This window comes from Pelagibius sp., from assembly GCF_965249265.1.
GTDB lineage: Bacteria > Pseudomonadota > Alphaproteobacteria > Kiloniellales > Kiloniellaceae > Pelagibius.
The window spans coordinates 646,324-670,204 of sequence record NZ_OZ252224.1 but is presented as its reverse complement, the minus strand read 5'-3'; the positions used below and the strand labels follow the sequence as shown (position 1 = coordinate 670,204).

The following is a 23,881-nucleotide window of genomic DNA, read 5'->3' as shown; positions in this document are numbered from 1 at the left end:
TTTCGCGTTTGGTTTTTTGCCGGGGGTAAGGTGATTTCTTCTGTTCCGCAGCGTCTGCGACCCTTTCTAGCCAGTCTTGCCGTTACGATCGCCTTGGGGGCCTGTGCAACAGCCCCCGTCGAGGTGGATTCCACGGCGGGCTCCGGAACCCTGCCAGCGTCTGCCAGCACCGACGCGCTTCAAACCGGCGCCGACCCCCGGGCGGAGCAGCTGGCGCAGAGCGGCTCAGACGAATGGGCGCAGAGCGAGAGCGATGATTTCGGGGCCGAGGAGGGCGACAACGATCCCCTGGAAATTCCCAACCGCATGTTCTTCGCCTTCAACGAGGCGCTGGACTTTGCGGTGATCCGACCGATCGCTGCGACCTACCGTTTTGTCGTGCCCACGGGTGTGCGCAACTCGGTCAGAAACTTTCTGCGCAATCTGCGCAGTCCGGTAACCCTGGCGAACGATCTGCTGCAGGGCGACCTGGAGCGCGCGGAAACCACCGCAGCGCGTTTCTTCATCAATTCGACGATCGGTCTGCTCGGTGTCTTCGATATCGCCGCCGACTCGGGCTATCCCTATCACAGTGAAGACTTCGGCCAGACCCTGGGCACCTATGGCGCCGGCGAGGGCTTCTATCTGGTATTGCCGATCTTCGGCCCCTCTTCGCTGCGTGACGCCGGTGGACGGGTGGTCGATACGCTGCTGGACCCACTGACCTACATTGCACCGACGGAGGTGGGCCTGGCCCGATCCGCGGTGACAGGCGTCGATCTGCGGTCACGCAACATCGAGGAACTCGATGCGCTGAAAAGCGACTCTCTGGATTTCTATGCGCGCATCCGTTCGCTCTACCGTCAGAACAGGGTGAGCGAAATCAACAACGGGGCGCCGCCGCAGGAAGTCCCCAACTTCTCCGACCTTCCGGATGCCGAGGGCCCCAACGCCGAGACTCGCGATCCGCTTTCCGCCGATCAGAACAGCCTGGTGGTGGAATGACCCTGATGTCTCGCTTGCTTCCCGCCGGCCCGATCAGATCCCTGATGATGGTCGCCGTCGTGGCCACCGCAGGCTTGGCGGCACCGGCAGAGGTTGAAGCTTTCAACAACCAGCAGGCTGCGAGCTTCCTCAGCAACCTGCAGGAAACCGCAGCAGCCCAACTGGGTGACACCTCGGCCAGCGATCAGCAAAAGGAAGAGCGTTTCCGCAAACTCTTCAATGAGAGCTTCGACGTGCCGGCCATCGGCCGCTTCGTCGTCGGACGCTACTGGCGCGGCGCCTCGGAAGCAGACCGTGCGGCTTTCCTCGAGGTCTTCGAGGACGTCATGGTGCAACGCTTTCTGCCGCTGCTGAGCGAAAACAGCGACGAACGTTTCCAGATCGGCACCGTCACCCCGGACAGCCGGAACCCGGACATGGCGATCATCGCTTCGCAGATACCGCGTGCCGAGGGTGAGCCCTACAAGGTCGGCTGGCGCATCAGGGAAAAGGGCGATCAGTACCGGATCCTCGACATCGTCGCCGAGGGGGTCAGCATGGTCATTACCCTGCGCTCGGAATACGCCACCGTCTTGAAACGCTCCGGCGGCAAGATCTCCGAGCTGACCGCGGCCCTGCGCGAAAAAATCTCCGGCGGCGCCTTCGCGCCGCCGCAGTAAGCGGCAGCAAGAATCATCAAAAAAGGGCCCCTCTCGGGGCCCTTTTTCGTGCACGCATATCCGCTCTAGCACCGCCCTGGTTTAGCGCGTAAGGGGCTTGTACTTGATGCGGTGAGGCTGGTCGGCGGCGGCGCCCAGGCGGCGATGCCGATCTTCCTCATAGTCCTGATAGTTGCCCTCGAACCAGACCACGCGGCTGTCGCCCTCGAAGGCCAGGATATGGGTGGCGATGCGGTCGAGGAACCAGCGGTCGTGCGAGGTCACCAGCACGCAGCCGGCGAAACCTGAGATCGCCTCCTCCAGCGCCCGCAGGGTGTCGACATCCAGATCGTTGGTCGGTTCGTCGAGCATCAGCACGTTGGCGGCTTCCTTCAGCATCTTGGCGAGATGCACCCGGTTGCGCTCACCGCCCGACAACTGCCCGACCTTTTTCTGCTGATCGCTGCCCCGGAAGTTGAAGGCGCCGACATAGGCGCGCGACGCGGTTTCGTGCTTGCCCAGTTGAATGACGTCGAGGCCGTCGGAGATTTCCTCCCAGACCGTCTTGTTCGGCGCCAGGGCGTCACGGCTCTGATCGACATAGCCCAGCTTCACCGTCTCGCCGACCTTCAGGCTGCCGCTGTCGGGTTGCTCCTGGCCGGTGATCATGCGGAACAGCGTGGTCTTGCCGGCGCCGTTGGGGCCGATGATGCCGACGATGGCGCCCGGCGGGATCTTGAAGCTGAGATCGTCGATCAGCAGCTTGTCGCCGAAGGCCTTGGAAATGTTCTGTGCCTCGATCACGAGGTCGCCCAGGCGCGGACCCGCGGGCACGGTGATGCTGCCCGGCTCCGGCGCCTTGTCGGCGGCTTCGGCCAACAGCGTTTCGTAGGCCTGGACACGGGCCTTGGATTTGGCCTGGCGCGCGCGGGGGCTCTGGCGGATCCATTCCAGTTCCTGTTTCAGCACGCGCTGGCGGCCGGACTCGGTCTTTTCCTCCTGGGCCAGACGCTTTTCCTTCTGCTCCAGCCAGGAAGAATAGTTGCCCTCGAAAGGCAGGCCGCGGCCGCGGTCCAGTTCCAGAATCCAGCCGGCGACATTGTCCAGGAAGTAGCGGTCATGGGTCACCGCCACCACGCAGCCGGGATACTCCTCCAGATAGCGCTCCAGCCAGGCAACCGACTCCGCATCCAGGTGGTTGGTCGGTTCGTCCAGCAGCAGCATGTCGGGCTTCTGCAGCAGCAGTTGGCAGAGCGCCACGCGGCGGCGCTCACCACCGGAGAGCTTGGTGACATCGGCCTCGCCCGGCGGGCAGCGCAGGGCATCCATGGCGATCTCCACCTTGCGGTCCAGATCCCAGGCATCCTGGGCGTCGATCTTCTCCTGCAGCTCCGCCTGCTCCTCGATCAGCTTTTCCATCTCATCGGGATCGGCTTCGGCGAAGGCATTGCTGACTTCCTCGAAACGGTCGAGCAGCGCCTTGGTCTCGCCGACACCGACAAAGACATTGCCGGCAACATCCTTGTCGGCATCGAGTTGCGGCTCCTGCGGCAGGTAGCCGACCCTGATGCCGTCGGCGGCCCGCGCCTCGCCATTGATCTCCTGATCGATGCCCGCCATGACCTTCATGAGGGTCGACTTGCCGGCGCCGTTGAGGCCGAGAACGCCGATCTTCGCGCCCGGCAGGAAGAACAGACGGATATCCTTGAGAACCTGCTTGCCGCCCGGATAGGTCTTGGAAACCCCATCCATCTGATAGACATACTGATAGGAAGCCATGGGTACTCCGGCGCTGAAGAGCTGTTGAAGCGAAGAGGCGAAAAAACCTTTCGGGCGCGGGTTTTAGCCCATCGGCGGAGCCGGCGCAATGCAGCCGCTGAGACACCGCATCCGGGTCAGGAGGCCGGTCCGCCTGACGGCTCTTCCCCTGGCTCCTCTCCCAGTTCCTCTCCCAGTTCCTCTCCGGGCTCCTCGGGGCTTGAAGGCGGAAACACAAGCTTCTGATAGAGGAAGGGGATGCCCAGAAGACTGAAACCGAGCGCGGCAAAGGAGGTAAAACGCGGCAGGCCCGACAAAGTCCCCCAGTCGAAGAGCAGCACCTTCGCCGTCGCCAGAGTCAGCACCGCGAGGGAAGCGTAGCGCAGGCTGGCCAGGCCGGTCTTCAGGCCGAGGCCCAGCAACACCCAGGCATAGGCAAGCCACACCAGGGAATAGGTCAGGAGTTCACCGTCGCTGGTGACGCCGGCATCCAGCATGGACCCGTGAAAGGCGCGGCGCACCTCCAGCGACAGGTAGAAGAACACCAGGAACAGGGCATAGACGGCAGCGGCGAGGGCCGACTTTCTGTGGCCATCGGCGCGCAGTTCCCAGGCAAATGCCAGGGCGAAGGCCGCCGGCACCAGATAGGCCAGGGCCAGCAGGTTGAACAGCGGCCAGTCGCCCACAGCCGCCGGCGTCCAGACCGGGTTGAAGAGCAGGACCTGGAACAACGGTGAATGCAGCGCGGCAAGCCCGGCAAGCAGACGCCAGCCCCAGAGCAGCACTGCCCGGCCGCTGCGCCGATAGGCCCGCAGCCAGCCGTAGGCGGTACCCAGCCAGGCCACGGTCTGCAGCGACTGCTCGGCCAGTTCATAAGACGGGTTGGCCAGATCACCGGCAATAAGGCTGCGGATCTGAAAGGTGATCAGCAGCCAGAGAAGCACAAGCGTACCGGTTTCCAAAACCAAAACCAGCCGGTCATCGGCTGCCTTGCGGAAGCTGCGCGCCGACCACCAGAACGCCAGCAGCGGGACGCCATAACCGTAGAGAATCCAGTTGAAGCCCGGCAGTCCGCCCAAAGGATAGGAAAGGACGTTGTAGTTGACCACCAGGCGGATCAGCACCACGGCGGCGACCACCAGGGCGACCGGGCGCAGCGCCGTCAGCTTCAAGCGTTCGCTGATCCAGGCGATAGCGGGCAGTTGCAGAGACAGGGCGACGGTCAGCCAAGCCTGTTCCAATAGCATGGCCATCGCCAGGGAAAGCGCCGCCACAGCGCCCAAGGCGTAGATCCCGATCAGCAGGTTGTTGTCCGCGGTGGGACGAAGCGGCCGCTTCTGCAACCAAGCCGCAACTGCGAGACCAAGCAGCGCAACACCTGCAGCCGCGATCGACCAGGTCAGATCGATACCCAGGTCCGTGATCCGCCAATAGGCAATCGCCAACAGCAGAACCGGCACTGCTGCAGAGGTGCCGGCCCATATCTCAAAACGCCGGGCCCGGGCCAGGGCGAAAAACCCGACCACCGCAAAGAGCGCGCCGAACACCAGCGACACCATTACGAAGGCCGTCAGTTCCGGCGGGATTACCGGCCCCAGGTCGCTGCCGTAGTCCTCCCCCAGATAGGTGTGGGCGCGCTGCGGCCAATCGACGATCGTGGGCAAGTGCCAGAGTGCCATAAAGGCGGTCACCAGGACGGCAGCGACGACGGCCAGGCCCTCGAATACGGCTTCACGCAAACCGGCGAAGAAATAGAGACAAACCAGCAGGAAAACCGCCGCCAGAGAAACCGTGCCGTAGTCATCCATGCGCAGGAGAACGAAGCCCAGCGAGGCAGCGCCCAGAGCGCCGACCCAGGCGATGCGGTCGGGTTCCGTCAGAACCCATCCGATTTCCCTTGGCTCTCCAGCCTCCCGGCCCACGCCGTAACGCAGGCCGAGGAAGACGGCGGCCAGCAACACGGTGTAACTGCCCAGGGCCGCCGCATCGCCTGCCGACCAGACGGCGGTGAGCCAGAACAGCGGCCAGAGCAGCGCCCCGGCGAGGGCGCCCCAGGCGAGCCACCAGCAACCCAGATAGCGCACCAGCGCCATGGCGGTGGCGGTCAGGACCAGCAGATAGGCAAAGAGCCCCCAAGCCGAAGGATCGGGGCTGGTGACCAGCAGCGGAGTGACGAAACCGCCGAGCAAAGCGAGGACCGCGATGAAGGGCCCCTGGATGACCGCCAGACCGAAGGCCGCGAAAGCGACCAGCGCCAGCAGGGCAAAGGCCACCAGGGGGCTCAGCAGCGCATAGAGCCCGTAAGCAGCGTAGATGCTGCCGAAGGCGGAGAACAGACCGGCGGCGGTCAGGGCCGGCGGCAGGTAGTTGGGGCCGATGGCGGCGATGGCCCGCTGCAACGGGCGGCGGCGCAGCCATTCTCCGCCGGCTGCCAGGGCGAGGCCGAAGAGAAAACCGGCTGTCACCCTTGCCCCCGGGCCCAGGGCGAGCCAGCCCCGGTCGTAGGTGTATTTGGCAAGAAACAGGCCGGCCAGCGCCAGGGTGATGCCGCCCAGCCAGATCAAACCGCGCGAGGTCAGCCACTGTTCGATATTGCGGCTTGGTTTTGGCGGCGGCGGAGCAGGCGCAGCAGCGGCATCTTCTCTTGCGGGTTCCGAAGGCGTTCCGGGACTGCTCGGCTTCACCGGCCAGAGTTCGGAAGACTGAGCGGGCTCGGGTTCCGGCGGGCTCGGTGTTTCGTCAGCCTCCCGCTGCTCCTCTTCCGGCTTGGTTTCTTCCGGTGCCGGCGCGGGCATGGCGCCGCCGGCAAGGCCCTGGATCTGGCCCTTCAGTTGCGCAAGCTCGGCACTCAGGGCCTGCACGCGCTTACGCAGATCCGTAAGCTCCGTCGCGGCGGCGTCGTTGCCGCGAAAAAAGGCGGCGATGCCCAAGCCCGGTCCGACAAGGAGGTAAAAGCCGACCGCAAGTCCAAGCAGAATGTAGATACCTTCGTCCATCACTGTCTTCCTTGCTTGGTTCCGCTAAGACGTTGCAGCGCCGGGGACAGCGGCGACCCTGACATTGTTCGGCGACATTGGATGGTCTCTGACGGAAATCGTCATCAACGCTTGGGAGAGCCCGCGATAGCCGCGGCCGTAAGTCTGAATCAGAGGATCAATAGTTCAATAAATCACGTCAATTCTGGCCTATCGGCTGGTGTGGCGCAATCCAACGCGAGGGGTATAAAGCTAGAGGCGGAAGGGAATGAAAAGCGCCAGGTCCTGCCAGAACCACAGCAGGATGGCGGTTGCCAGCATCATCACGGCAAAGGGCCAGGCGCCCTTTACCACCTCTTCGATCCGCGCCCGGCCCACCGCCTGTATGACGAAGAGATTGAGGCCCACCGGCGGGGTGATCAGCGCGGTTTCAATGAGAACAACGAAAAAGATGCCGAACCAGATCGGACTGATCCCCATGGCCTCCAGCGCCGGAAACAGTACCGGCACCATGATCAGCAGCATGGAGAGCGCTTCCAGGAAGAAGCCGATCAACAGCAGGACCCCACCCACGGCCAGCATGAAGATGCCGGGATCGGAAATCGACGACGTCAAAGCCTGGCTGATCGACTGGGGAATCAGATAGAGGGTGATGGCGTAGGAGAACACCTTGGCACCCGCCACGATAAGAAAGATCATCACCGTGGTTTTCATCGCGCCGTAGGTTGCTTCCCGCAACTTCTCCAGGGTCATGCGCCGCATGGCGACGGTGATGATCAGCACCATGACAAAGCCGACACCGGCGCTTTCAGAGGGCGTGGCGATCCCGGCATAGATCGACCCGATGACAACCACCGCCAGCAGGATGGTCGGTAGGGCCATGAGGCTGGCCGCGCGCCGCTCGGCCCAGCCGGCCTTCTCCAGCGGGGTGTAACCGCCGCCCAGCTTGGCGTAGATGATGCCGTAGACGAGAAAGACCGAGGCCAGGAAGAGACCGGGCCCAACACCGGCAAGAAACAGGGTCGGAATCGATTCCTCGGTGATCACGCCATAGATGATCAGCGGAATCGACGGCGGGATCAGGATGCCCAGGGTTCCCCCGGCGGCCAGCATGCCGAGCACGAAGGGCCGGTCGTAGCCGCGCCGCGTCATCTCCGGTATGGCGACGGTGCCGATGGTCGCCGCGGTCGCCACCGAAGACCCGGAGATCGCCGAGAAGAGCGCACAGGATATGATGGTGGCGGCCCCCAGGCCGCCCGGCCAGTGTCCGACCCAGGACTGCACCGCGGCGAAGAGATCTTTTCCCACGCCGCCGCGGAGCAGGACATTGGACATCAGGAGAAACAGAGGGACAGCCAGCAGTTCGAAGCTGTCCATGGTGCCGTAGAGCCGCTGCGGCACGCCGATCATCGGCAGGCCTTTGAAGTACAGCAGCGCGATACCCAGGGTTCCCAGCGCAAAAGCCACCGGTACGCGCAGCACGAGCAACGCGACCAGGGCCAGCAGGATGAGCGCGGCTTCCATCGACTAACCCAGCTCCGTCACTGCAGGTCTTCCAGAGGCACTTCCCGGTCCTTTTCCGGGATGCCCCGGGTCCAGATCCGCACACCCTCGGCCAGTGCCTGAACAAAAAGCAAACCGAAACCGATCCAGACCGATGCGTGGGTCAGCCACTTGGGTGTCGCCAGGAAACTGTCGCTGGTATGGCCGAGGCGGGTCGCCTTGAACCAGAGTTCGAAGCCGTACCAGCAGGTCACCGCAGAGAACAGCAGGATGGCGAGCAGGGCAAAGGTCTCCACAAGTTTGCGCGCCAGCGTGGTCGGGTCCTTGAAAGCCACCTCGATGGTGATCATGTCGCGGTGCTTCAGAACGAAGCCCGCCGCCAGGAAGGTCGCCCAGATCTGGAGTACGCGCGATACCTCGTCGACCCAGATGGTCGGCAGGGTAAAGACGTAGCGCATCACCACTTCGTAGGTAACGAAGAGGCCGATGGCAAAGAACATCCAGGCGGCGAGCTTCCCGGTCAGCTCCGACGTCGTGTCGATAAGCCTGATCATGACAACTGCGGCGCGGCGCTGTGGCGGACCCGGCCGCTCAGAACTTCTGAGCCTCTTCCACCACCTTGGCCGCCGTCGGTCCGCCTTCGCTGACGAAACGATCGACGACCGAGGTCGTCGCTTCACGCCACTGGGCGCGCTCCGCATCGGTCAGCTCGATGATGTTGATCTTGTCCTTCACGTAGGCGATGGCCTCTTCCTCGAGCTGGAAAATGCTGTCACGCAGTTCCTTTTCCACCGTCAAACCGCAATCGTCGACGATCTTGCGGTTGGCTTCGGAAAGACCTTCGTAGAAGTCGTTGTTCATCACGGCAACGAACTCGATGGTCGAGTCGTAGGACAGGGTGAGATGATCCATCACTTCATAGAGCTTGCGCGACTTCACCGCCGTGACGCCGGTGATGCCGACGTCAACCGCACCCTGCTGATAGGCCAGGAACTGCTTTGAGCCGGACATCAAAGTCGGCGCCGCGCCCAGTGCTTCCGCGGTCCAACCGAGCAGCTTGCCGAAGGTGCGGACCTTCTTGCCCTTGATATCGTCGGGCACGCGAATCGGATCTTTGGACAAGTAGATCGTGCGGCCGAAAGCCTGCCACCAGAGGATGCGGGCACCGGTTTCGCGCAGCACCGCCTCGTCGATGGCCGCCCGCGCGGCAGAACCGGGGGCGGTGAACTTGCCGACCTTTTCCTCGGAATCCAGCAGGAAGGGCACATAGACCGCATCGACCGCCGGCACGGAGCCGGCAAAGCGGGTCAGCGAGGCGGTGCCCATCTCGATCGCGCCGGAACCCACGGCCTCCGGCACCTGATTGTCCTTATAGAGCTGTGCGGCGGGAAAGATCTGGATCTCCAAATCCTCGGCCTGTCCCTCAACGCAGGTTTTCCAGGCCGTCAGATTGACGCCCAGCGGGTGGGTTTCCGGCAGCTGCAGGGTCACCCGGATGGTCGTGTCCGCCTGCGCAACCGCACCCGATGCCAGCAGGGCCACGGCCGCCGCCGCCCCAACAAGAGACTTTTTCATGGTTTCCTCCCAAGAAATGCCGGCCCCGGGCGCTGCCCAGGGCCGGCTCGTTGTTCTTCGTTGGGAGATTTTTCCCTGATCCGGGCGCGATGTCCAGCGATGGTATGCCAGACTTGCCCGCTCGGGTCGCCGTCGCGCGGCTACTTCACGCGGCGCGCCATGAAACTCTCAGGCGCCGTCCAGGTCTCCGGCATGAAGCGGTTGGCCCAGCGGCACATCTCCTGCAAGACCGGCAGCAGGGCGTCGCCCTTCTCCGTCAGGACATAGCGGAACCGCTTGGGGCGCAATTGATAGGGCTCTTTACTCACCAGACCGGCGGCCTGCATCAGCGCCAGCCGGTCGGTCAGGACGTTGGTCGTGATCCGCTCGGGCGACTCGAGGAACTCGGAGAAGCGGCTTTTGCCGCCGATCATGTCCCTCAGAATCACCAGGGTCCAGCGGTCGCCGACAATATCGAGCGTCGTGGCAATCGGGCAGGCGGAGCGCAAATCGTGCTTCACGAGACTTCATCCCAAGTCAGTAGCTTGTCACTTGCAATATACAAGCTACTACGTCATCGTCACGCGGAAAGACAACAACGCTCCAGGGAGAATGCGATGCCAGAGAAGATCACCGGCGGATGCCTTTGCGGCGCCGTGCGCTATGAAGCTTCGGAAGCCCCCAAAATCGTGGTGAACTGTCATTGCCTCGATTGCCGTAAGACCAGCGGCACCTGCCACGGCACCCATGTCGGCCTGGCAAAGGGCAGCTTCACGGTTTCTGGTGAAGTCAGGTTCTATGACAGCACCGCCGATAGCGGAAACATCGCGAGCCGCGGCTTCTGCCCCACCTGCGGATCCCCAGTCTACTCAAAGAACTCGGCGATGGGCGATATGGTCGCGGTGCGCGCATCCAGTCTCGACGATCCGGAAATCGCCAAGCCGCAGCTGGCTGTCTATGCCAGCCGCGCCGTATCCTGGGATCCGGTGGACCCGGCGTGCAAAGCCTTTCCGGGGATGCCCGAAAGGCCGGCCTGAACGCTGGGGGCGCCGGCTACGGCTCAGTCGTCGCGCTGCTCGTTGCGTTGCCAAAAGGGCCTGCGGTTGGGATCGCGCGGCTGGCTTTGCACGCCCGAACAGGCGGCAAGGCCCAGGGTGGCGACACCGAGGCCGAATCCAGCCAGAAGGCGGCCGAAGCGGCGGCGGTCTGTCTTCACTTCCAGGGTCGGCGGCAGGTTGCTGTCCATTTCGTCCATCCTCTAGGTGTTAGCGCACCCTCTTCCCACAACGGGGCGGGGCGCGGGTTGCCCTAGCAGTTGGGAGAACGGACTCTGCGCTTCAAGACGCAGGAAATCCTAATATCTACAAAAGGTTGTGATGTAATCACGGGGTCAATCATCGCCGGCCTGGAAGTGCTGGCGTTGGCCTGAAATGTAGGTCGCCTGCACCGCGCGGTCATCGCCAAGCGTCATAAGCAGGAAGAGTTCCTCTTCCAGCGTTTCGACCCTCTCTCGGCGGTGGGCCATGGCGGGCGTCGCCGTTGCATCCAGGACAACGATGTCTGCCTCCCGGCCCGGCGCAAGGGAACCGATCTTGCCTTCCAGTCCCAGCGCCCGGGCGTTGCCCAGGGTGATGGCATAGAAAGCTTCCAGTGCCGGCAGATTCTGGTCCTGCAACTGCAGCACCTTGTAGGCCTCGGCCAGCGTCCGCAGCAGGGAATAGCTGGTGCCGCCGCCGACATCGGTCGCCAGACCGACGCGCAGCGGAAAGGCCGGGTCTTGGGCCTTGGCCCGATCGAAAAGACCGGAGCCGATGAAGAGGTTGGAGGTCGGACAGAAGGCGGCGACCGACGCGCTTTCGCTCAGCAGGCGGCGCTCGCCATCCTCCAGGTGGATGCAGTGGCCAAAGAGCGCGCGGGGGCCCAGCAGCCCGAAGCGGTCGTAGACGGCGGTGTAGTTTTCCGCCCAGGGAAAGAGCGTCCGCACGGTTTCGATTTCACGCCGGTTTTCGCTCAGATGGGTCTGCATGTAGCAGCTGGGATGCTCCTTCAGCAGCGCCCCGGCGGCTTCGAGCTGTGCCTCCGTCGAGGTGATGGCGAAGCGCGGCGTTACGGCATAAAGCTGTCGACCCTTGCCGTGCCAGCCTTCAATCAGCGCCTTGGACTCGGCATAGCCGCGCTCCGCCGTATCCTGCAGGGCCGCCGGGGCGTTACGGTCCATCAGCACCTTGCCGGCGATCATCCGGGTGTTGCGGCGTGCGGACTCGGCAAAGAAGGCTTCGGCGGATTCAGGATGTACCGTGCAGTAGACCGCCGCCGTGGTGGTGCCGTTGCGCGCCAGTTCATCGAGGAAGAAGGCGGCGACCGCCGCCGCATGGCCGCTGTCGCCGAAGCGCTGCTCTTCCACCAGCGCATAGCGCTCCAGCCAGTCGAGAAGCTGCGCCCCGTAGGAAGCGATAACCTGGGTCTGGGGATAGTGGATGTGGGTATCGATGAAACCCGGCAGGATCAGCCCGCCGGGATAGCTGTCGACGGTCACGCCGTCGGGCAGCGTTCCCAGCAATGCCGACGCCTCCCCCACCGCAGCGATACGGTCCTCGGCGATGACGACCAAGCCGTCCTCGATAAAGTCATGGGCCTTGGCGCCGGCGGTCTGTGGATCGTCGCTGAAAGTGAGAACACGGCCCCGGATGGCACGGTTTGGAACGGTCATCGCCAAAGTCCCATCGGTGAAGCCCTGCAACAGCCCCCGCCTGCCGGCGTTGTCACCCCCACCCCGGCCCTCCCCCATCGAAGGGGGAGGGGGATGTTACAACGCCATCCACAGCTTTTCCCTCCCCCCTTGCGGGGGAGGGTTAGGGAGGGGGGTGAAGCGACAGGGCTCGGCTTGATCATGTAAAGACGACCTACTTCCCGCGGGCTACCACGCGGGAGCGCCGGCGGCCAGCCAAGCGGCAAGCAGTTGGCGTTCCTCGGCTTCCATCCAGGTGATGTTGCCCGGCGGCATGGCGTGGGTCCGCACCACCTGCGTTTCGATGGCGCGGGCATGGGCGCGGATCTGTTCCGGGGTTTCCAGCAGCACGCCCTTTGGCGCTACCGCAATCCCTTCCCACAGCGGCTCGGCCGCGTGACACATGGAGCAGCGCGACAGCACGACGTTTTCCACCTCGGCCATCTCGTAACCCTCGGGCAACGCCGCCTCTTCCAGCGGCGTCGCCGGCTGGGCGCTGAGCCAGACGATGGCAGCGAGGCCGAGGGCCGCCGCGCCCCAGGTCCACCAGGGCTCCTTGCCGCCCTTGTGCTTGGTGTTGAAGAAGTGGCGGATCAGCGCGCCCATCACCAGTACGATGGCGAGGATCAGCCAGTTCCATTTGCTGGCAAAGGACAGGGGATAGTGGTTGGAGATCATCACGAAGATGACCGGCAGGGTGAGGTAGTTGTTGTGCAGCGAGCGCTGCTTGGCCTGCATCCCCAGCTTGGGGTCGGGCTGTTTCCCGGCGATCAGATCGGCCACCACCTTGCGCTGGTTGGGGATGATGATGACGAAGACATTGGCCACCATCATGGTGCCGATAAGGGCACCCATCTGCATGTAGACGCCGCGCCCGGAGAACAGCAGCGTGAAGCCGTAGCTGATGGCGACCAGAAAGACGAAACCGATCAGCGCGAGAACGGTGTCGTTGTTTCCCAGCGGCGACTTGCAGAGCAGGTCGTAAACGATCCAGCCCAGCGCCAGACCGGCGATGGAGATCGCCACCGCCGTCCAGGGCGTCAGGTCCATCACCGCGGCGTCGATCATGTAGAGCTCAGCCTGCAGATAGTAGACGAGCACCAGCAGCGCGAAACCGGAGAGCCAGGTGGTATAGGCCTCCCACTTGAACCAGGTGAGCTGGTCGGGCATGCGCGCCGGGGCGACCAGATATTTCACCATGTTGTAAAAGCCGCCGCCGTGCACCTGCCAGGCTTCGCCGCCGGCGCCTTCCGGCAGGCCCCCTCCAGACTCAACGGGCCGCTTCTTCAGGCTGAGATCGAGGGCGATGAAATAGAAGGAACTGCCGATCCAGGCGATGCCGGCAACGACATGCAGCCAGCGCACCGCCAGGTCCAGCCATTCCCAGAACACCGTCAGCATGTCTTCCGTCCCCCTACTTTCGGCCTCTTCTCGTGCCGGCCTCGCCCTTCGAGACGGCGCTTCCGCACCTCCTCAGGGTGAGGCGCAACGCCCGCACTCCTCATACTGAGGAGCCTGCGCAGCAGGCGTCTCGAAGTATGCGCCGCGCACACCGAATCAGACGGTCATCCTAATCCCCTGCCGCCTGCCGAGAAATCGAAAGCGGCAGGCTATCACTTTCAAAGAAATCCGAATAAACTGGAGAGACAAATAAGAGCCGACAGTGAAATGGCCGATCATGTCCCTTCTTGAGAACATCCGGGTATTCGTGCGCGTGGTGGAGCAGGATTCCATGTCCGCCGCCGGGCGGCAGCTCCGTCTCTCCCCCGCCGTGGTGAGCCACCGCATCCAGTCGCTGGAGGCGCATCTGGGCGTGCGCCTGTTGAACCGCACCACCCGCCGGGTGCAGCCCACCGAACAGGGGCTGGCCTTTTACCAGGCCTCTCTGGAGGTGATTGCCGCGGTGGAGCGGGCGGAGAACGTGGCCGCCGGGGCCGGCGGCGCGCCCCAGGGCACGCTCAGAGTTACGGCACCTTTGGGATTCGCGCGGCGCATCCTGGCGCCGCTGGTTCCGGCGTTTCAGGCCGCCCATCCCCAGGTGACGCTGCAACTGCGCCTTTCCGAGCACATCATCGACCTGCTGACCGAATCCGTCGACGTGGCGATCCGCATGGCGATCCTCTCCGATTCCTCGCTGATCGCCCGCAAGATCACCGACTGCGAACGCATTCTCTGCGCCGCGCCCACCTACCTCTCGCAAGCGGGAATGCCGGAGAAGCCCGAAGACCTGCTCGACCACAACTGCCTGCTGCTGCGTTTTCCCGGTTCCCAGCAATACCGCTGGACCCTGCAGTCGGCGGACGGCCCCCAGACCCTTTCGGTACGCGGCAGCTTCGATGCCGACGACGGCGAGGTGCTCACCGACTGGGCGCTGAACGGCCAGGGCATCGTCATGAAATCACTCTGGGAGGTGGCAGGGCATCTGCGCGACGGACGCCTCGTCCCCCTGTTGACCGACAACCCGCCGGAACCGGCAACCCTCAGCCTGCTCTATCCGCACCGCCGCCTGCTGCCGGCGCGGGTGAAGGCCTTCGCGGACTTTGCCGTGCCGCGTCTGGCGCAGGCGGTCGAAGAGCGGCTGGAAGGAATGACGGTGAAAGGGTTGCCGAACATCACGCCAAAGAAAGGGCGGAAGAAGCGCGCCCGTTAGGACCGGAGACCGGCGGCAATACCAAAAAACTTGGCGGCGCTCGGCCGAGGAACCTGGCCTCAGCCGGAGATCTAAACCCGGTGCTTCCTCGCCGCGGCAAACAGCAGACCATAGATGCTGGCGACGACGATGCCGAGCGTGACCATCTGATGGACCTCGATCCCGTCGCCCAGAAAGACGACGGCCAGAATCATGGTCAGCGCCGGCCAGGGAACGGTGATCGAGCTTGCCAGGGAAACATCGATGGTGCGCACCGCATAGAACCAGAAGATCAGCTCCAGGTAATAGACCAGCCCCATGATCAGAGCGACTTTCTGAAAGGCGAGGTTGCCGAAGTCCTGGTAGATGGCGCCCGGCCCCGATGCGGCCAACAGGACCAAACCCAGAAAGACCGACGACACCAGCACCCTGAAAAACGTGACCTGCGCGGGGGTGATGGGGGTGCGGTCCAGCACTTCCTTGATGACGACATGGGCGACGCTCCAGAGAAAGGGCACCCCCAGGGCAGCGACGAACCAGTAGGAAAGACCCTCGACCCGTCCGGTGCCGCCGGTCGCGAGATAGCAAAGCGCCAGCAGCAGCAATGCCGTGAAGGCCAGTTCCAGCGCCGTCTTCCTGCGCTTCAGGAAGACCGTCTCCCAGAGGATCGCGAAGAGCGGATAGGCCTGTATCGCGATCGCCGCGCTCACCGCACCCGCCTTTTCGACCGTGAGCACATAGACATAGGTGGAGAGCCCGAAGAGCACGCCGGTCAACAGGATGATGGCAATGCTGCGGCGTTTGAGGCCGGGGGCGAGACCGGCGGCGAAGATGCCTTTGTTCGCCGATGCGCGTTCCCGGACCACCAGCGGCAGCGAGAACAGGAGCTGCCAGAGCGAAAGGAAGAAGGCGAAACTCAGGGCTTCGAATCCCGCCGGCCGGCTGTTGGAGATAACCGGCATCACCCCCAGAATGAAGAGGCAGACAAAGGCAAGAGAGATCCCGGCCTTCGGCCCGGCCTGCGTATCGTCCCGCAACACGTCAACACCCCGCGCAAGCAATGCGGTCTGCACTGATTGCACCGTCACCGGGCAGCATCAACTCAAACATTGTCGCGATGACAATCGGGCATCGCCGGGAACAGGCTGAAGGGGATCAGCCCGCAGGAACGCTCCCTCTCCGCAACCGCCCGAAGAGGAAAGCTTGCCAACCCCGGCAGCGGAACTGTGACCGGACGGTCAGGCCGAGAGGCGTTGGTTCCCGTCCAGCTTGGCGTCGACGGTTTCCACCACCGCGTCGATGGCCGGGTTTTCCATGCCCAGGCTGTTGCCGATGAGCTGCACCAGACGGTCGACCCGCTCAATCATCGGCGCGCCGGCGGCCACCGCGCGGGCGGCGGAGGACGGCTTCAACAGGCCCTCCGCCGCACGGGCATACTTTTCGAAGGGCACCTGATCGGCGGGATCGGCGCCGAGCCGCCGGGCGATGGCATCGACGTGGCCGTAGATCGCCCGCGACAGGTCCAGGTCGTCGTGCACCGCCGCGCGGATCGGCCGCGCCTCACCGGCAGTGATGCAGCGGTAGTTGCCGGTCAGCAGCATGGACCACTTGGCGAGCGACACGAAGAGCGAGTCGAAGACGCGCAGCTTCACCGGCACGTCTTTCGGACCTCCAGACTCAGAGTCATGCGCGCTGGCCAGGCGCACGGCGTCGATGTCCGCTTCCAGGCGGCGCAGCATCTTGTCGTGGGCCGGGTCGGCGAAGGCGGCGGCCTTGAAGTTGGTCGGCAGGCCGACGTGCAGCACGTTGGGCTGCTCCTCCGGCGGGCGGAAGGCCTGGGGGTCCGGGCTGCAGAGCGTCACCAGTTCCGGATCGAAGCGGTCCCAGACATGGGCGTTGGTGTAGCTGGCCTCCAGCTTCGACGTCTCCAGGCCGGGGATGCGCTTCAGATAGGGCAGCGGCGGCATGTTCATGATCGACAGGCAGGGCACCTGCGCATCGGCGATGCGCACCATCAGCGTCCAGATCGCATGGGCGCTGTACTGCGGCTCCTGCATCGCCAGGCAGACCAGATCGTAGACGACCGGGTCCACCGCCTCCGGCGTCTTGGCGTCGAGACGCCCGGGCAGGTCCGCCGAGCGGATCGTGCGGTGGTCTTCCTCGCCCTTCAGCTTGATCCGCACCGCCGTCCCTTCGGCATTGATCAATTTCGCCGTCTCCGCACGGCAGACCAGGGTGACGTCGTGGCCCGCCATAAGGAACTTGGTGCCGAGCAGGGAGCCGTAGGAGGCGCCGAGAATGAGGATTTTGTAGGCCATGGGTCTGTTCCGCCTTTTATCTCTGCCTTGAATTTCGTCTGTCGGGAACTTCGCGGCCCCTGAGCGGGCCGTCTTCGTTTGGGTACCGGCAAACTAGGCGAGATCCGGGGGCTGACGCATCAAAACTCGGGTTTATGTGTTGTTGGTAGATACAACTTTGATCAAAATATGTTAATTTGTTAACTTCCGAAACCGGCGGAACAGAGCCTTGCAGAAAACCCTGATCGGCCCGCGGCTGCGCCAACTGCGCCGCGACCACCAGCAGACCCAGGCGGAGATGGCCCAGGTTCTGGGGGTCAGCACCGCCTACATCAACCTGCTGGAAAACAACCGCCGCAGCCTCTCGGTGAAGCTGCTGATGGCGCTCTCCGATGCCTACGGCGTCGACTGGCGCGACCTGATCAAGGACGAGTCCGCCAACCTGCTGGCCGATCTGCGCAACGCCCTGCAGGACCCGGTCTTCGCCGGCAAGGCCGCCGACCTGCAGGAACTGCGCGGCGCCATCGACCACGCGCCGCGTCTGGTCGGCCATTTCCTCGAACTCTACCGCAGTCACCGCCGGGCGCTGGAAAAGATGATGCGCCTGGGCAGCGAGGGCATGCCGGAGGACCTGCTGTCCTCGACGCCGGAGACCATCCTGCACGATTTCTTCCGCGACCACGCCAACCACTTCGACGAGCTGGAGCGGGCGGCGGAAAAGCTGCGCGCGGAGGAGCCCTGCGGCATCGACGACGTCTATGCGGTGCTGAAGGCGCGCCTGCAGCGGGTCCACGGCATCGCCGTGCGCAGCGCCCCGGTGGAGAAGATGGACCAGGCCCTGCGCATCCACGACGAGGCCGCCGCGGTGGTCCACCTTTCAGAGGCGCTGGACCATCAGAACCGGGTCTTCCAGCTCGCCCATGTGGTCTGCCTGGTGGAGTTCCCGAAACTGCTGGACGGCCTCACCGCCGGCAGCGGCATCCGCGCCGAAAGCGGCATCGCCCGCTGTCACGTGGAACTGGCGAACTATTTCGCTGCCGCCTTTCTGATGCCCTATGCACCCTTCCACGAAACCGCCGAGCGCACCCACTACGACGTCGACCGCCTCGCCGCCGCCTTCGGCGTTTCCTTCGAGCAGGTCTGCCACCGCCTGACCACCCTGCAGCGCGAGGGTAAGCGCGGCGTGCCGTTTTTCTTTCTGCGCGTCGACAAGGCCGGCAACGTCACCAAGCGCTTCAACGCCACCACCTTCAACCTCGCCGAATACGGCGGCGCCTGCCCGGTGTGGAATCTGCACACCGCCTTTCGCACGCCCGGCGTGATCGTGCCGCAGTTCGTCGAGCTGCCGGACGGCGGCCGCTTCTTCACCATCAGCCGCACCACCGAGCGCCCGGTCTTCAGCCGCGAGACCCAGGACCGCCGCCTCGCCCTCTCCCTCGGCTGCGAACTGAAACACGCGTCACGCCTCGCCTACGCCGCGCCCTTCAACAGCGAGGACCCGGCCCTCTTCGCCCCCATCGGCATCAACTGCCACCTCTGCCCCCGCCAGGCCTGCTCCCAACGCGCCCACCAACCCCTGTTCACCGACCTCACCCTCGACCCGAAGCGGCGGGGGAATACGCGGTATGAGAGTTGAGGGTTGGGATAGGTGGGGTAAAGGTACAGATCTATGGGGACACCGAAATCAGCGCGAATTCTTGGATATCAGCGCGAGATCGCAGAAATCGGGTGACTTTTTTACGATTCTGTCTATGATTCGCAGAAGGTGATTTGCCAAGTGAGAGGTCAGGTGATACGTGGCTAGAAGTGATCTGATCATCGATCTTGTAAAAGCTGGTGTCTCCGGCGACCAGGATTCGGTGCGCGTCACTGCTGAAGCTATTGCCGCTGATGAGCGGTCTAAGAAGCACGAAGGCGTTGCTAATCGTATCGTCAAGGCGCTATCCACACCACCGAAACCGGGTGTGAACGGGCGTCCTTCCGGACCAGCAACACGGCTCAGAGACGGCTCAGGCGGTATCCAGCACAGAGAAACTCATCGACCACTTCAAAGCCTATTTCTTGAGAAGCAAACACGAGCGGCTTGTCTGGAACTTGTTGAGGAACAGCAAAGGGCCGATGTGTTGCGCGCACATGGGCTAGAACCACGCCATCGCCTGCTTCTCGTTGGTCCACCCGGCAACGGTAAGACTTCGCTTGCGGAGAGCCTAGCTTACGAGATGGCTTTGCCGTTTTTCGTTGTGCGCTACGACGCGATTATCACCAGTTATCTCGGAGATACAGCAACTCGTCTAAGACGCCTCTTTGATTTCGTGCGCACAGAGCCTTGTGTACTGTTCTTCGATGAATTCGATGCAATAGGCAAAGAACGCGGCGATCTCCATGAGACCGGCGAGATCAAACGCGTGGTCACTACGCTCTTGCTCCAACTTGATGATCTACCATCCTATTGTGTTCTGGTCGGCGCGACCAATCATCCAGAGCTTCTTGACCGAGCCACGTGGCGACGATTTGAAATTAAACTTGAGCTTGGACGTCCAACTGATGATCAGATGACAGACTACTTTGCTTCAAGAATGAAAGAGTTTAAGGATAACTTCGGATTCACTGCAAAACGACTTAGAGCGGCGATTGCGCCAAAGAATTTTTCAGAGGCAGAAGACTTCTTTATGGATATTCATCGCCGTCGCGCTATGGCGCAAGGCAATGTCACCTTCCGTACTTTAGTCAAAGATCGCGTGAATGCGTGGGCCTCGCAGCATGGAAGTGTAATCGGGGATGACAGATCGACCGATCCTGCGACTGCCTGATCCCGTACCCACGGTTCGTTTAACTGGAACTCCCGACAAACGAAGACGGCCAAGAGGTGCCGGCCGCCAAGGCCAAGAGGCGCGTCTCGGCTATACATTCCGGCGCCTTCAGCAAGCATTTCAGGGTGAGGCGCCGGAAGTGCTTTTGCGACAAGACCCTAGCGGGATCGCGCCCGAGCGAGCATTGGTCTTTGAAACTCTGCTACCCATACCGAACTTTCAAAAAGCAGCCGCGCGAATAGGGTTCGAACTGCTTATCGAAGATCGACTCGATGATGCCTACGAAATCCCTGAAGAACTCATTGACGATTATGTCGAGGCTGCCGCACCCACACTCTATGCAGTGATGCCCTCCTCGGCAGATCTCCAACGCATGCTGCAGCTATGGCGCGCCTATCAGAATGCTGAGGAAAAACCCTATGGGCTAGCGCCCTGGTGGAAGCTTTTTGACATGCTCGCGGATGTTCGTGTCTGGGGTCCACAGGACCGTTTAACCCCGCAGGCTAAGGCAGAGCTTCTTCAGGAATTGTCCGAGAACGACGCCGATCCAATCCGCCTCGAACTCGAGATATGGCCGACGGCAAATATGGTTCAGCGCAGCAAATGGCAAAACGATACGCGCGCGCGTGTCGAGGCCCTTGGTGGACAAGTCCTCACAATCAGCTCAATCAATCTCGATGGGTTTAGCTATGAAGCAGCCCTAATCGATATGCCGTCAGCCGCCGTCAGAGCAATGCTGAGAAATCCATTCTCACCGGATGGGCTCGCGACAATCGAAGGCTTGCAATTTGTGCTGCCCCAAACGATTGCTCAATCTCTTCCCGACCTTACAGACGATGAGCCGACGGACCGCTTCGATGATCTTCCGCCATTCGACCCAGACGCGCCAATCAGCGCTGTTATACTCGACGGCACCCCAATTGCCGCCCACCCTGCTCTCGACGGTGGTGTTGTCATTGAAGACATCCATGATCTTGTCCGGCTGTCCCAAGTTCAGCACCGGCGCCATGCGACCTCAATGGCTTCATTGATTCTGCGGGGCGATCTCGAAGCCGATGGGTCTCCGCTCTCTGGCGCAAGGCTTCTCACAATCCCGGTACTTGTTGATGACGCAAATGGGGCATCATCACCCAGAGATAGACTCTTTGTAGATATGGTTCATATCGCTCTTACAAGAGCCTTCCTGGGTGACGAACCTCTGGCTCCGGATGCCTTCATTGTGAACTTTTCCATTGGTGTTCGTAGGTCACACTTTGCTGGACAGATAAGTTCGTTGGCGCGTTTACTCGATTGGTGGGCCGACCATCACGGGGTACTCTTTACAGTGTCGGCGGGAAACATAACGGAAGACTTAGTCATCCCGAACATGACGTCAATCGAGTTTGAGAACAGCGGTCAAGACAGGCAAACCCGCCTTGTCGAAGAAGCAATGCGTAGTACTCGTCACAGCAGGGCCATCTTGGCGCCAGCTGAAGCCGTAAACGTAGTCACTGTAGGGGCCGCGTCCGAGGATCTCAGTGACCCATCAATGCCATTGCAAGCAGGGATGGTTTCTCTGAGCAATGATGGCGAAATCCAACCGGCGATCACGTCAGGCGTCGGTCTAGGCGCATTTCGATCCATTAAACCCGACTACATTCACACAGGAGGACAGCACGACATTCGGGTCTTTCCGGCGGGCAATCATCTCAGACTCTCTGTTCCAAACCAAAATCAACGGACTGGTCTTCATGCGGCTACAGCTCAGAGGGGAGTAGCATCTCGATACCGAGTTCGAGGAACTAGTTGCAGCAACGCTTTAGCCACACGAGCCCACGTCAACTCCGCGACGGAGCTTCTGAGAGAAGAAGGGCCTTTTGCGCAACAAATGTTAGAGCGCCGTGATCTTGCCTTGATCACAAAGGCGCTGGCCATTAACGCCGCCCGTTGGCCGGACAATGCTGTCGCCTACTATGAATCCGAGAAGGCTCGATTGGATGGCAATCATTCTGCAGCGCGCGAGGAAGTCTGTCGCTACTTTGGTCACGGCCACCTGAATGAGATATTTATGTGCGAGGCACCAGATTATGGCGCCACGATGGTTGGAACTGCGACTGTCCGTAAAGATCGGGCAGTTCTCTTTAACGTGCCACTGCCACCGTCTCTGGCGGGCGAACGCATTGGTCGCTCCATGTGGGTGACAATTGCTTGGTTTTCCCCGGTTCTACCAACTCGGGCTAGATACCGACTGGCGCTGCTTGAGGCTGTCCCGCACGGAACTGATCTACTTGGTGAACTTATCGAAGACGATGGCTGGGGCCTGGACATGAAGGCGCAGCAACTGGACGCAAATATCATCAAACGCGGTACAGTTTGGTCCAGGCGGTTGATAAATAGTAGTCCCGTGGTTCCAAACTATGGGGAAGAGGCTGTACTCCCCATTCGTATTCAATGTCGGGATAACTCAGGCGGAGGTCTCAGCCCTGACGACGATATACACTTCGCCGTTGCTGTGACACTCGAACTGGAGACTGAGACCCGATTCGACATTCGCGCTGAGATTGAGAACGAGCTGCGCATTCGTTTGCAGGGACGGGGATAACATCACTTTAGAGCTCTGCTGTTCGGACTCTTACCAATCCAAAGGATACCTAATCACCGAATGTCCAATTTAATGGACAACTAAGCTGCATCGCTGAACAGCGCTCAAGGTTTGTTTGTATCGAAAGCCACAGAAGCCCCTTAGCTGGGTAGTTCGTCGCCGGCACATGTTAAGCAAACCTCAGTTCAAGAGCCCCGTCGAGAACAACGTTTAAGCGTACTGACGGCAAAGCAACACCCACACAAAAACGGCGGAGCCATTGGCCCCGCCGCTTTCGCATTATCCCCGCCGCTTCGGTTTACGCCGTCACGCCCTCGACGTACCAGTCCATCGACAAGAGCGCGCCGTCGTCCATGGTTTCGCCGGCGGCGATGCGTTCCTTGCCGTCCTGGCCCTTGATCGGACCGGTGAAGGGGTGGTGGGAGCCGTCGAGGATGCCCTTGCGCACCTTCTCCGCCGCTGCCACCGCCTCGGCCGGCAGGCGTTCGTTGTAGGGGGCCATCTGGACCAGGCCTTCCTTCATGCCCTGCCAGACGCTGGAGGTTTCCCAGGTACCCTCCATCACCGCGCGGGTGCGCTCTATATAGTAGTTGTCCCAGACATCCAGGATGGCGGTGGCATGGTATTCCGGCGAGAAGCTGGACATGTCCGAGGCCTGGCCGAAGCACCAGACGCCGCGGCTGCCGGCGGTCTGGATCGGCGCGGCGCTGTCGGTGTGCTGGGTGATGACGTCGCAGCCCTGGTCGATCAGCACCTTGGCGGCATCGGCCTCCTTGCCCGGGTCGAACCAGGAGTTCACCCAGACCACGGAGATCTCCGCATCCGGCTTCACCTTGCGGGCGGCGAGGATGAAGGCGTTGATGCCCATCACCACCTCGGGAATGGGGAAGGAGGCGATGTAGCCGAACTTGCCGGTCTTGGTGATATGCCCGGCGATGGTGCCGATGACGGCGCGGCCTTCGTAGAAGCGCGCGTTGTAGGCCGAGACGTTGGCCGCGGTCTGATAGCCGGTAGCATGCTCGAACTTCACGTCGGGGAACTGCTTGGCAACCCGGATGGTCGGGTTCATATAGCCGAAGGAGGTGGTGAAGATCAGATCGTTGCCAGCGGCGGCGAGTTGGCGGATGACGCGCTCGCTGTCGGCCTCCGGCACGCTTTCGACGTAGGAGGTTTCCACCTTGTCGCCGAATTCCTTTTCGATGGCCTTGCGCCCGACGTCGTGGCCGTGGGTCCAGCCGAAGTCGCCGATCGGGCCGACGTAAACGAAACCGACCTTCAGGGGGTCGGCGGCCAGGGCCGAAGCGCCGCCCAAGGAAAGGGCGCCGGCGGCGGCGGTGCTGCCGGCCAGAAAGTGGCGGCGGGAAACGTTGTTGCTCATCTGAGCCTCCTTGCTTTTGGGTTCTCTTTTGTCGGTGTCCCTTGAT

Annotated in this window: 19 protein-coding genes; 7 read left to right on the top strand and 12 right to left on the bottom strand. The window is 62.4% G+C overall.

Going from position 1 to position 23,881, the window contains the following annotated elements; translation table 11 throughout:
- The first annotated feature begins 30 nt into the window (after positions 1 to 30).
- Positions 31 to 984 (top strand): MlaA family lipoprotein, encoded by a 954-nt coding sequence (locus tag ACP146_RS03320; protein WP_422365348.1) that lies wholly within the window; start codon positions 31 to 33, stop codon positions 982 to 984.
- A 5-nt stretch (positions 985 to 989) separates the two neighbouring features.
- Complete coding sequence (locus ACP146_RS03315; protein WP_422365347.1) at positions 990 to 1,643, top strand: MlaC/ttg2D family ABC transporter substrate-binding protein; 654 nt, start codon at positions 990 to 992, stop codon at positions 1,641 to 1,643.
- An 81-nt stretch (positions 1,644 to 1,724) separates the two neighbouring features.
- Here ACP146_RS03315 and ettA read toward each other — a convergent pair whose 3' ends face one another.
- The 6 genes from ettA to ACP146_RS03285 all read right to left on the bottom strand — a co-directional run bounded on the left by ettA (position 1,725) and on the right by ACP146_RS03285 (position 9,933).
- Positions 1,725 to 3,401 carry an energy-dependent translational throttle protein EttA gene (ettA, locus tag ACP146_RS03310; protein WP_422365346.1) on the bottom strand — a complete coding sequence of 559 codons (1,677 nt, stop codon included), beginning with the start codon at positions 3,399 to 3,401 and terminating at the stop codon, positions 1,725 to 1,727.
- A 116-nt stretch (positions 3,402 to 3,517) separates the two neighbouring features.
- Positions 3,518 to 6,376: a DUF2339 domain-containing protein gene (locus ACP146_RS03305; RefSeq protein WP_422365345.1), complete on the bottom strand. Its 2,859-nt coding sequence runs from the start codon at positions 6,374 to 6,376 to the stop codon at positions 3,518 to 3,520.
- A 231-nt stretch (positions 6,377 to 6,607) separates the two neighbouring features.
- Complete coding sequence (locus ACP146_RS03300) at positions 6,608 to 7,879, bottom strand: TRAP transporter large permease (protein ID WP_422365344.1); 1,272 nt, start codon at positions 7,877 to 7,879, stop codon at positions 6,608 to 6,610.
- Between the two features lie 17 nt (positions 7,880 to 7,896).
- Complete coding sequence (locus ACP146_RS03295) at positions 7,897 to 8,412, bottom strand: TRAP transporter small permease (RefSeq protein WP_422365343.1); 516 nt, start codon at positions 8,410 to 8,412, stop codon at positions 7,897 to 7,899.
- A gap of 37 nt (positions 8,413 to 8,449) precedes the next feature.
- The gene (gene dctP / locus ACP146_RS03290; protein ID WP_422365342.1) at positions 8,450 to 9,433 is read right to left on the bottom strand and encodes a TRAP transporter substrate-binding protein DctP; all 984 of its coding nucleotides are present in this window, start codon (positions 9,431 to 9,433) and stop codon (positions 8,450 to 8,452) included.
- 140 nt (positions 9,434 to 9,573) lie between these two features.
- Positions 9,574 to 9,933 (bottom strand): winged helix-turn-helix transcriptional regulator, encoded by a 360-nt coding sequence (locus tag ACP146_RS03285; protein WP_422365341.1) that lies wholly within the window; start codon positions 9,931 to 9,933, stop codon positions 9,574 to 9,576.
- Positions 9,934 to 10,029: 96 nt separating this feature from the next.
- Between ACP146_RS03285 and ACP146_RS03280 the strand changes: the two genes are divergently transcribed.
- Complete coding sequence (locus ACP146_RS03280; protein WP_422365340.1) at positions 10,030 to 10,449, top strand: GFA family protein; 420 nt, start codon at positions 10,030 to 10,032, stop codon at positions 10,447 to 10,449.
- Between the two features lie 23 nt (positions 10,450 to 10,472).
- On the opposite strand, the gene ACP146_RS03275 is transcribed toward ACP146_RS03280, so the two are convergent.
- From ACP146_RS03275 to ACP146_RS03265, 3 genes are all read right to left on the bottom strand, one after another.
- Complete coding sequence (locus ACP146_RS03275; RefSeq protein WP_422365339.1) at positions 10,473 to 10,658, bottom strand: hypothetical protein; 186 nt, start codon at positions 10,656 to 10,658, stop codon at positions 10,473 to 10,475.
- Positions 10,659 to 10,802: 144 nt separating this feature from the next.
- Entirely contained in the window at positions 10,803 to 12,122 is a 1,320-nt protein-coding gene (guaD, locus tag ACP146_RS03270) for a guanine deaminase (RefSeq protein WP_422365338.1), read from the bottom strand.
- Positions 12,123 to 12,329: 207 nt separating this feature from the next.
- Positions 12,330 to 13,541, bottom strand: a complete 1,212-nt coding sequence (locus ACP146_RS03265; RefSeq protein WP_422365337.1) for a urate hydroxylase PuuD — start codon at positions 13,539 to 13,541, stop codon at positions 12,330 to 12,332.
- Between the two features lie 277 nt (positions 13,542 to 13,818).
- Here ACP146_RS03265 and ACP146_RS03260 point away from each other — a divergent pair, with 277 nt between their 5' ends.
- The gene (locus ACP146_RS03260; RefSeq protein ID WP_422365336.1) at positions 13,819 to 14,790 is read left to right on the top strand and encodes a LysR family transcriptional regulator; all 972 of its coding nucleotides are present in this window, start codon (positions 13,819 to 13,821) and stop codon (positions 14,788 to 14,790) included.
- Positions 14,791 to 14,861: 71 nt separating this feature from the next.
- Here ACP146_RS03260 and ACP146_RS03255 read toward each other — a convergent pair whose 3' ends face one another.
- Together ACP146_RS03255 and ACP146_RS03250 are read right to left on the bottom strand one after the other, a co-directional pair.
- Positions 14,862 to 15,857 (bottom strand): EamA family transporter, encoded by a 996-nt coding sequence (locus tag ACP146_RS03255; protein ID WP_422365335.1) that lies wholly within the window; start codon positions 15,855 to 15,857, stop codon positions 14,862 to 14,864.
- A 150-nt stretch (positions 15,858 to 16,007) separates the two neighbouring features.
- Entirely contained in the window at positions 16,008 to 17,087 is a 1,080-nt protein-coding gene (locus ACP146_RS03250) for a ketopantoate reductase family protein (RefSeq protein WP_422365334.1), read from the bottom strand.
- A gap of 208 nt (positions 17,088 to 17,295) precedes the next feature.
- Here ACP146_RS03250 and ACP146_RS03245 point away from each other — a divergent pair, with 208 nt between their 5' ends.
- From ACP146_RS03245 to ACP146_RS03235, 3 genes are all read left to right on the top strand, one after another.
- A complete protein-coding gene (locus ACP146_RS03245) occupies positions 17,296 to 18,702 on the top strand; it encodes a helix-turn-helix domain-containing protein (protein ID WP_422365333.1) in 1,407 nt (468 codons plus the stop codon).
- 160 nt (positions 18,703 to 18,862) lie between these two features.
- Complete coding sequence (locus ACP146_RS03240) at positions 18,863 to 19,876, top strand: AAA family ATPase (protein WP_422365332.1); 1,014 nt, start codon at positions 18,863 to 18,865, stop codon at positions 19,874 to 19,876.
- A 139-nt stretch (positions 19,877 to 20,015) separates the two neighbouring features.
- Positions 20,016 to 22,457: a S8 family serine peptidase gene (locus ACP146_RS03235; RefSeq protein WP_422365331.1), complete on the top strand. Its 2,442-nt coding sequence runs from the start codon at positions 20,016 to 20,018 to the stop codon at positions 22,455 to 22,457.
- A 298-nt stretch (positions 22,458 to 22,755) separates the two neighbouring features.
- Here the strand turns inward: ACP146_RS03235 and ACP146_RS03230 are convergent, their stop codons facing one another.
- On the bottom strand, positions 22,756 to 23,835 hold the full coding sequence (locus ACP146_RS03230) for a BMP family ABC transporter substrate-binding protein (protein WP_422365330.1): 1,080 nt from the start codon (positions 23,833 to 23,835) through the stop codon (positions 22,756 to 22,758).
- Between the last annotated feature and the right edge of the window lie 46 nt (positions 23,836 to 23,881).

Bases quoted from the DNA above. Each gene is read 5' to 3' on its own strand.
- ACP146_RS03265 (WP_422365337.1), bottom strand. From the start codon at position 13,541: ATGCTGACGGTGTTCTGGGAATGGCTGGACCTGGCGGTGCGCTGGCTG.
- ACP146_RS03260 (WP_422365336.1), top strand. From the start codon at position 13,819: ATGTCCCTTCTTGAGAACATCCGGGTATTCGTGCGCGTGGTGGAGCAG.
- ACP146_RS03315 (WP_422365347.1), top strand. From the start codon at position 990: ATGTCTCGCTTGCTTCCCGCCGGCCCGATCAGATCCCTGATGATGGTC.
- ACP146_RS03300 (WP_422365344.1), bottom strand. From the start codon at position 7,879: ATGGAAGCCGCGCTCATCCTGCTGGCCCTGGTCGCGTTGCTCGTGCTG.
- ACP146_RS03275 (WP_422365339.1), bottom strand. From the start codon at position 10,658: ATGGACAGCAACCTGCCGCCGACCCTGGAAGTGAAGACAGACCGCCGC.
- ACP146_RS03305 (WP_422365345.1), bottom strand. From the start codon at position 6,376: ATGGACGAAGGTATCTACATTCTGCTTGGACTTGCGGTCGGCTTTTAC.
- ettA (WP_422365346.1), bottom strand. From the start codon at position 3,401: ATGGCTTCCTATCAGTATGTCTATCAGATGGATGGGGTTTCCAAGACC.
- ACP146_RS03280 (WP_422365340.1), top strand. From the start codon at position 10,030: ATGCCAGAGAAGATCACCGGCGGATGCCTTTGCGGCGCCGTGCGCTAT.
- guaD (WP_422365338.1), bottom strand. From the start codon at position 12,122: ATGACCGTTCCAAACCGTGCCATCCGGGGCCGTGTTCTCACTTTCAGC.
- dctP (WP_422365342.1), bottom strand. From the start codon at position 9,433: ATGAAAAAGTCTCTTGTTGGGGCGGCGGCGGCCGTGGCCCTGCTGGCA.
- ACP146_RS03250 (WP_422365334.1), bottom strand. From the start codon at position 17,087: ATGGCCTACAAAATCCTCATTCTCGGCGCCTCCTACGGCTCCCTGCTC.
- ACP146_RS03295 (WP_422365343.1), bottom strand. From the start codon at position 8,412: ATGATCAGGCTTATCGACACGACGTCGGAGCTGACCGGGAAGCTCGCC.
- ACP146_RS03230 (WP_422365330.1), bottom strand. From the start codon at position 23,835: ATGAGCAACAACGTTTCCCGCCGCCACTTTCTGGCCGGCAGCACCGCC.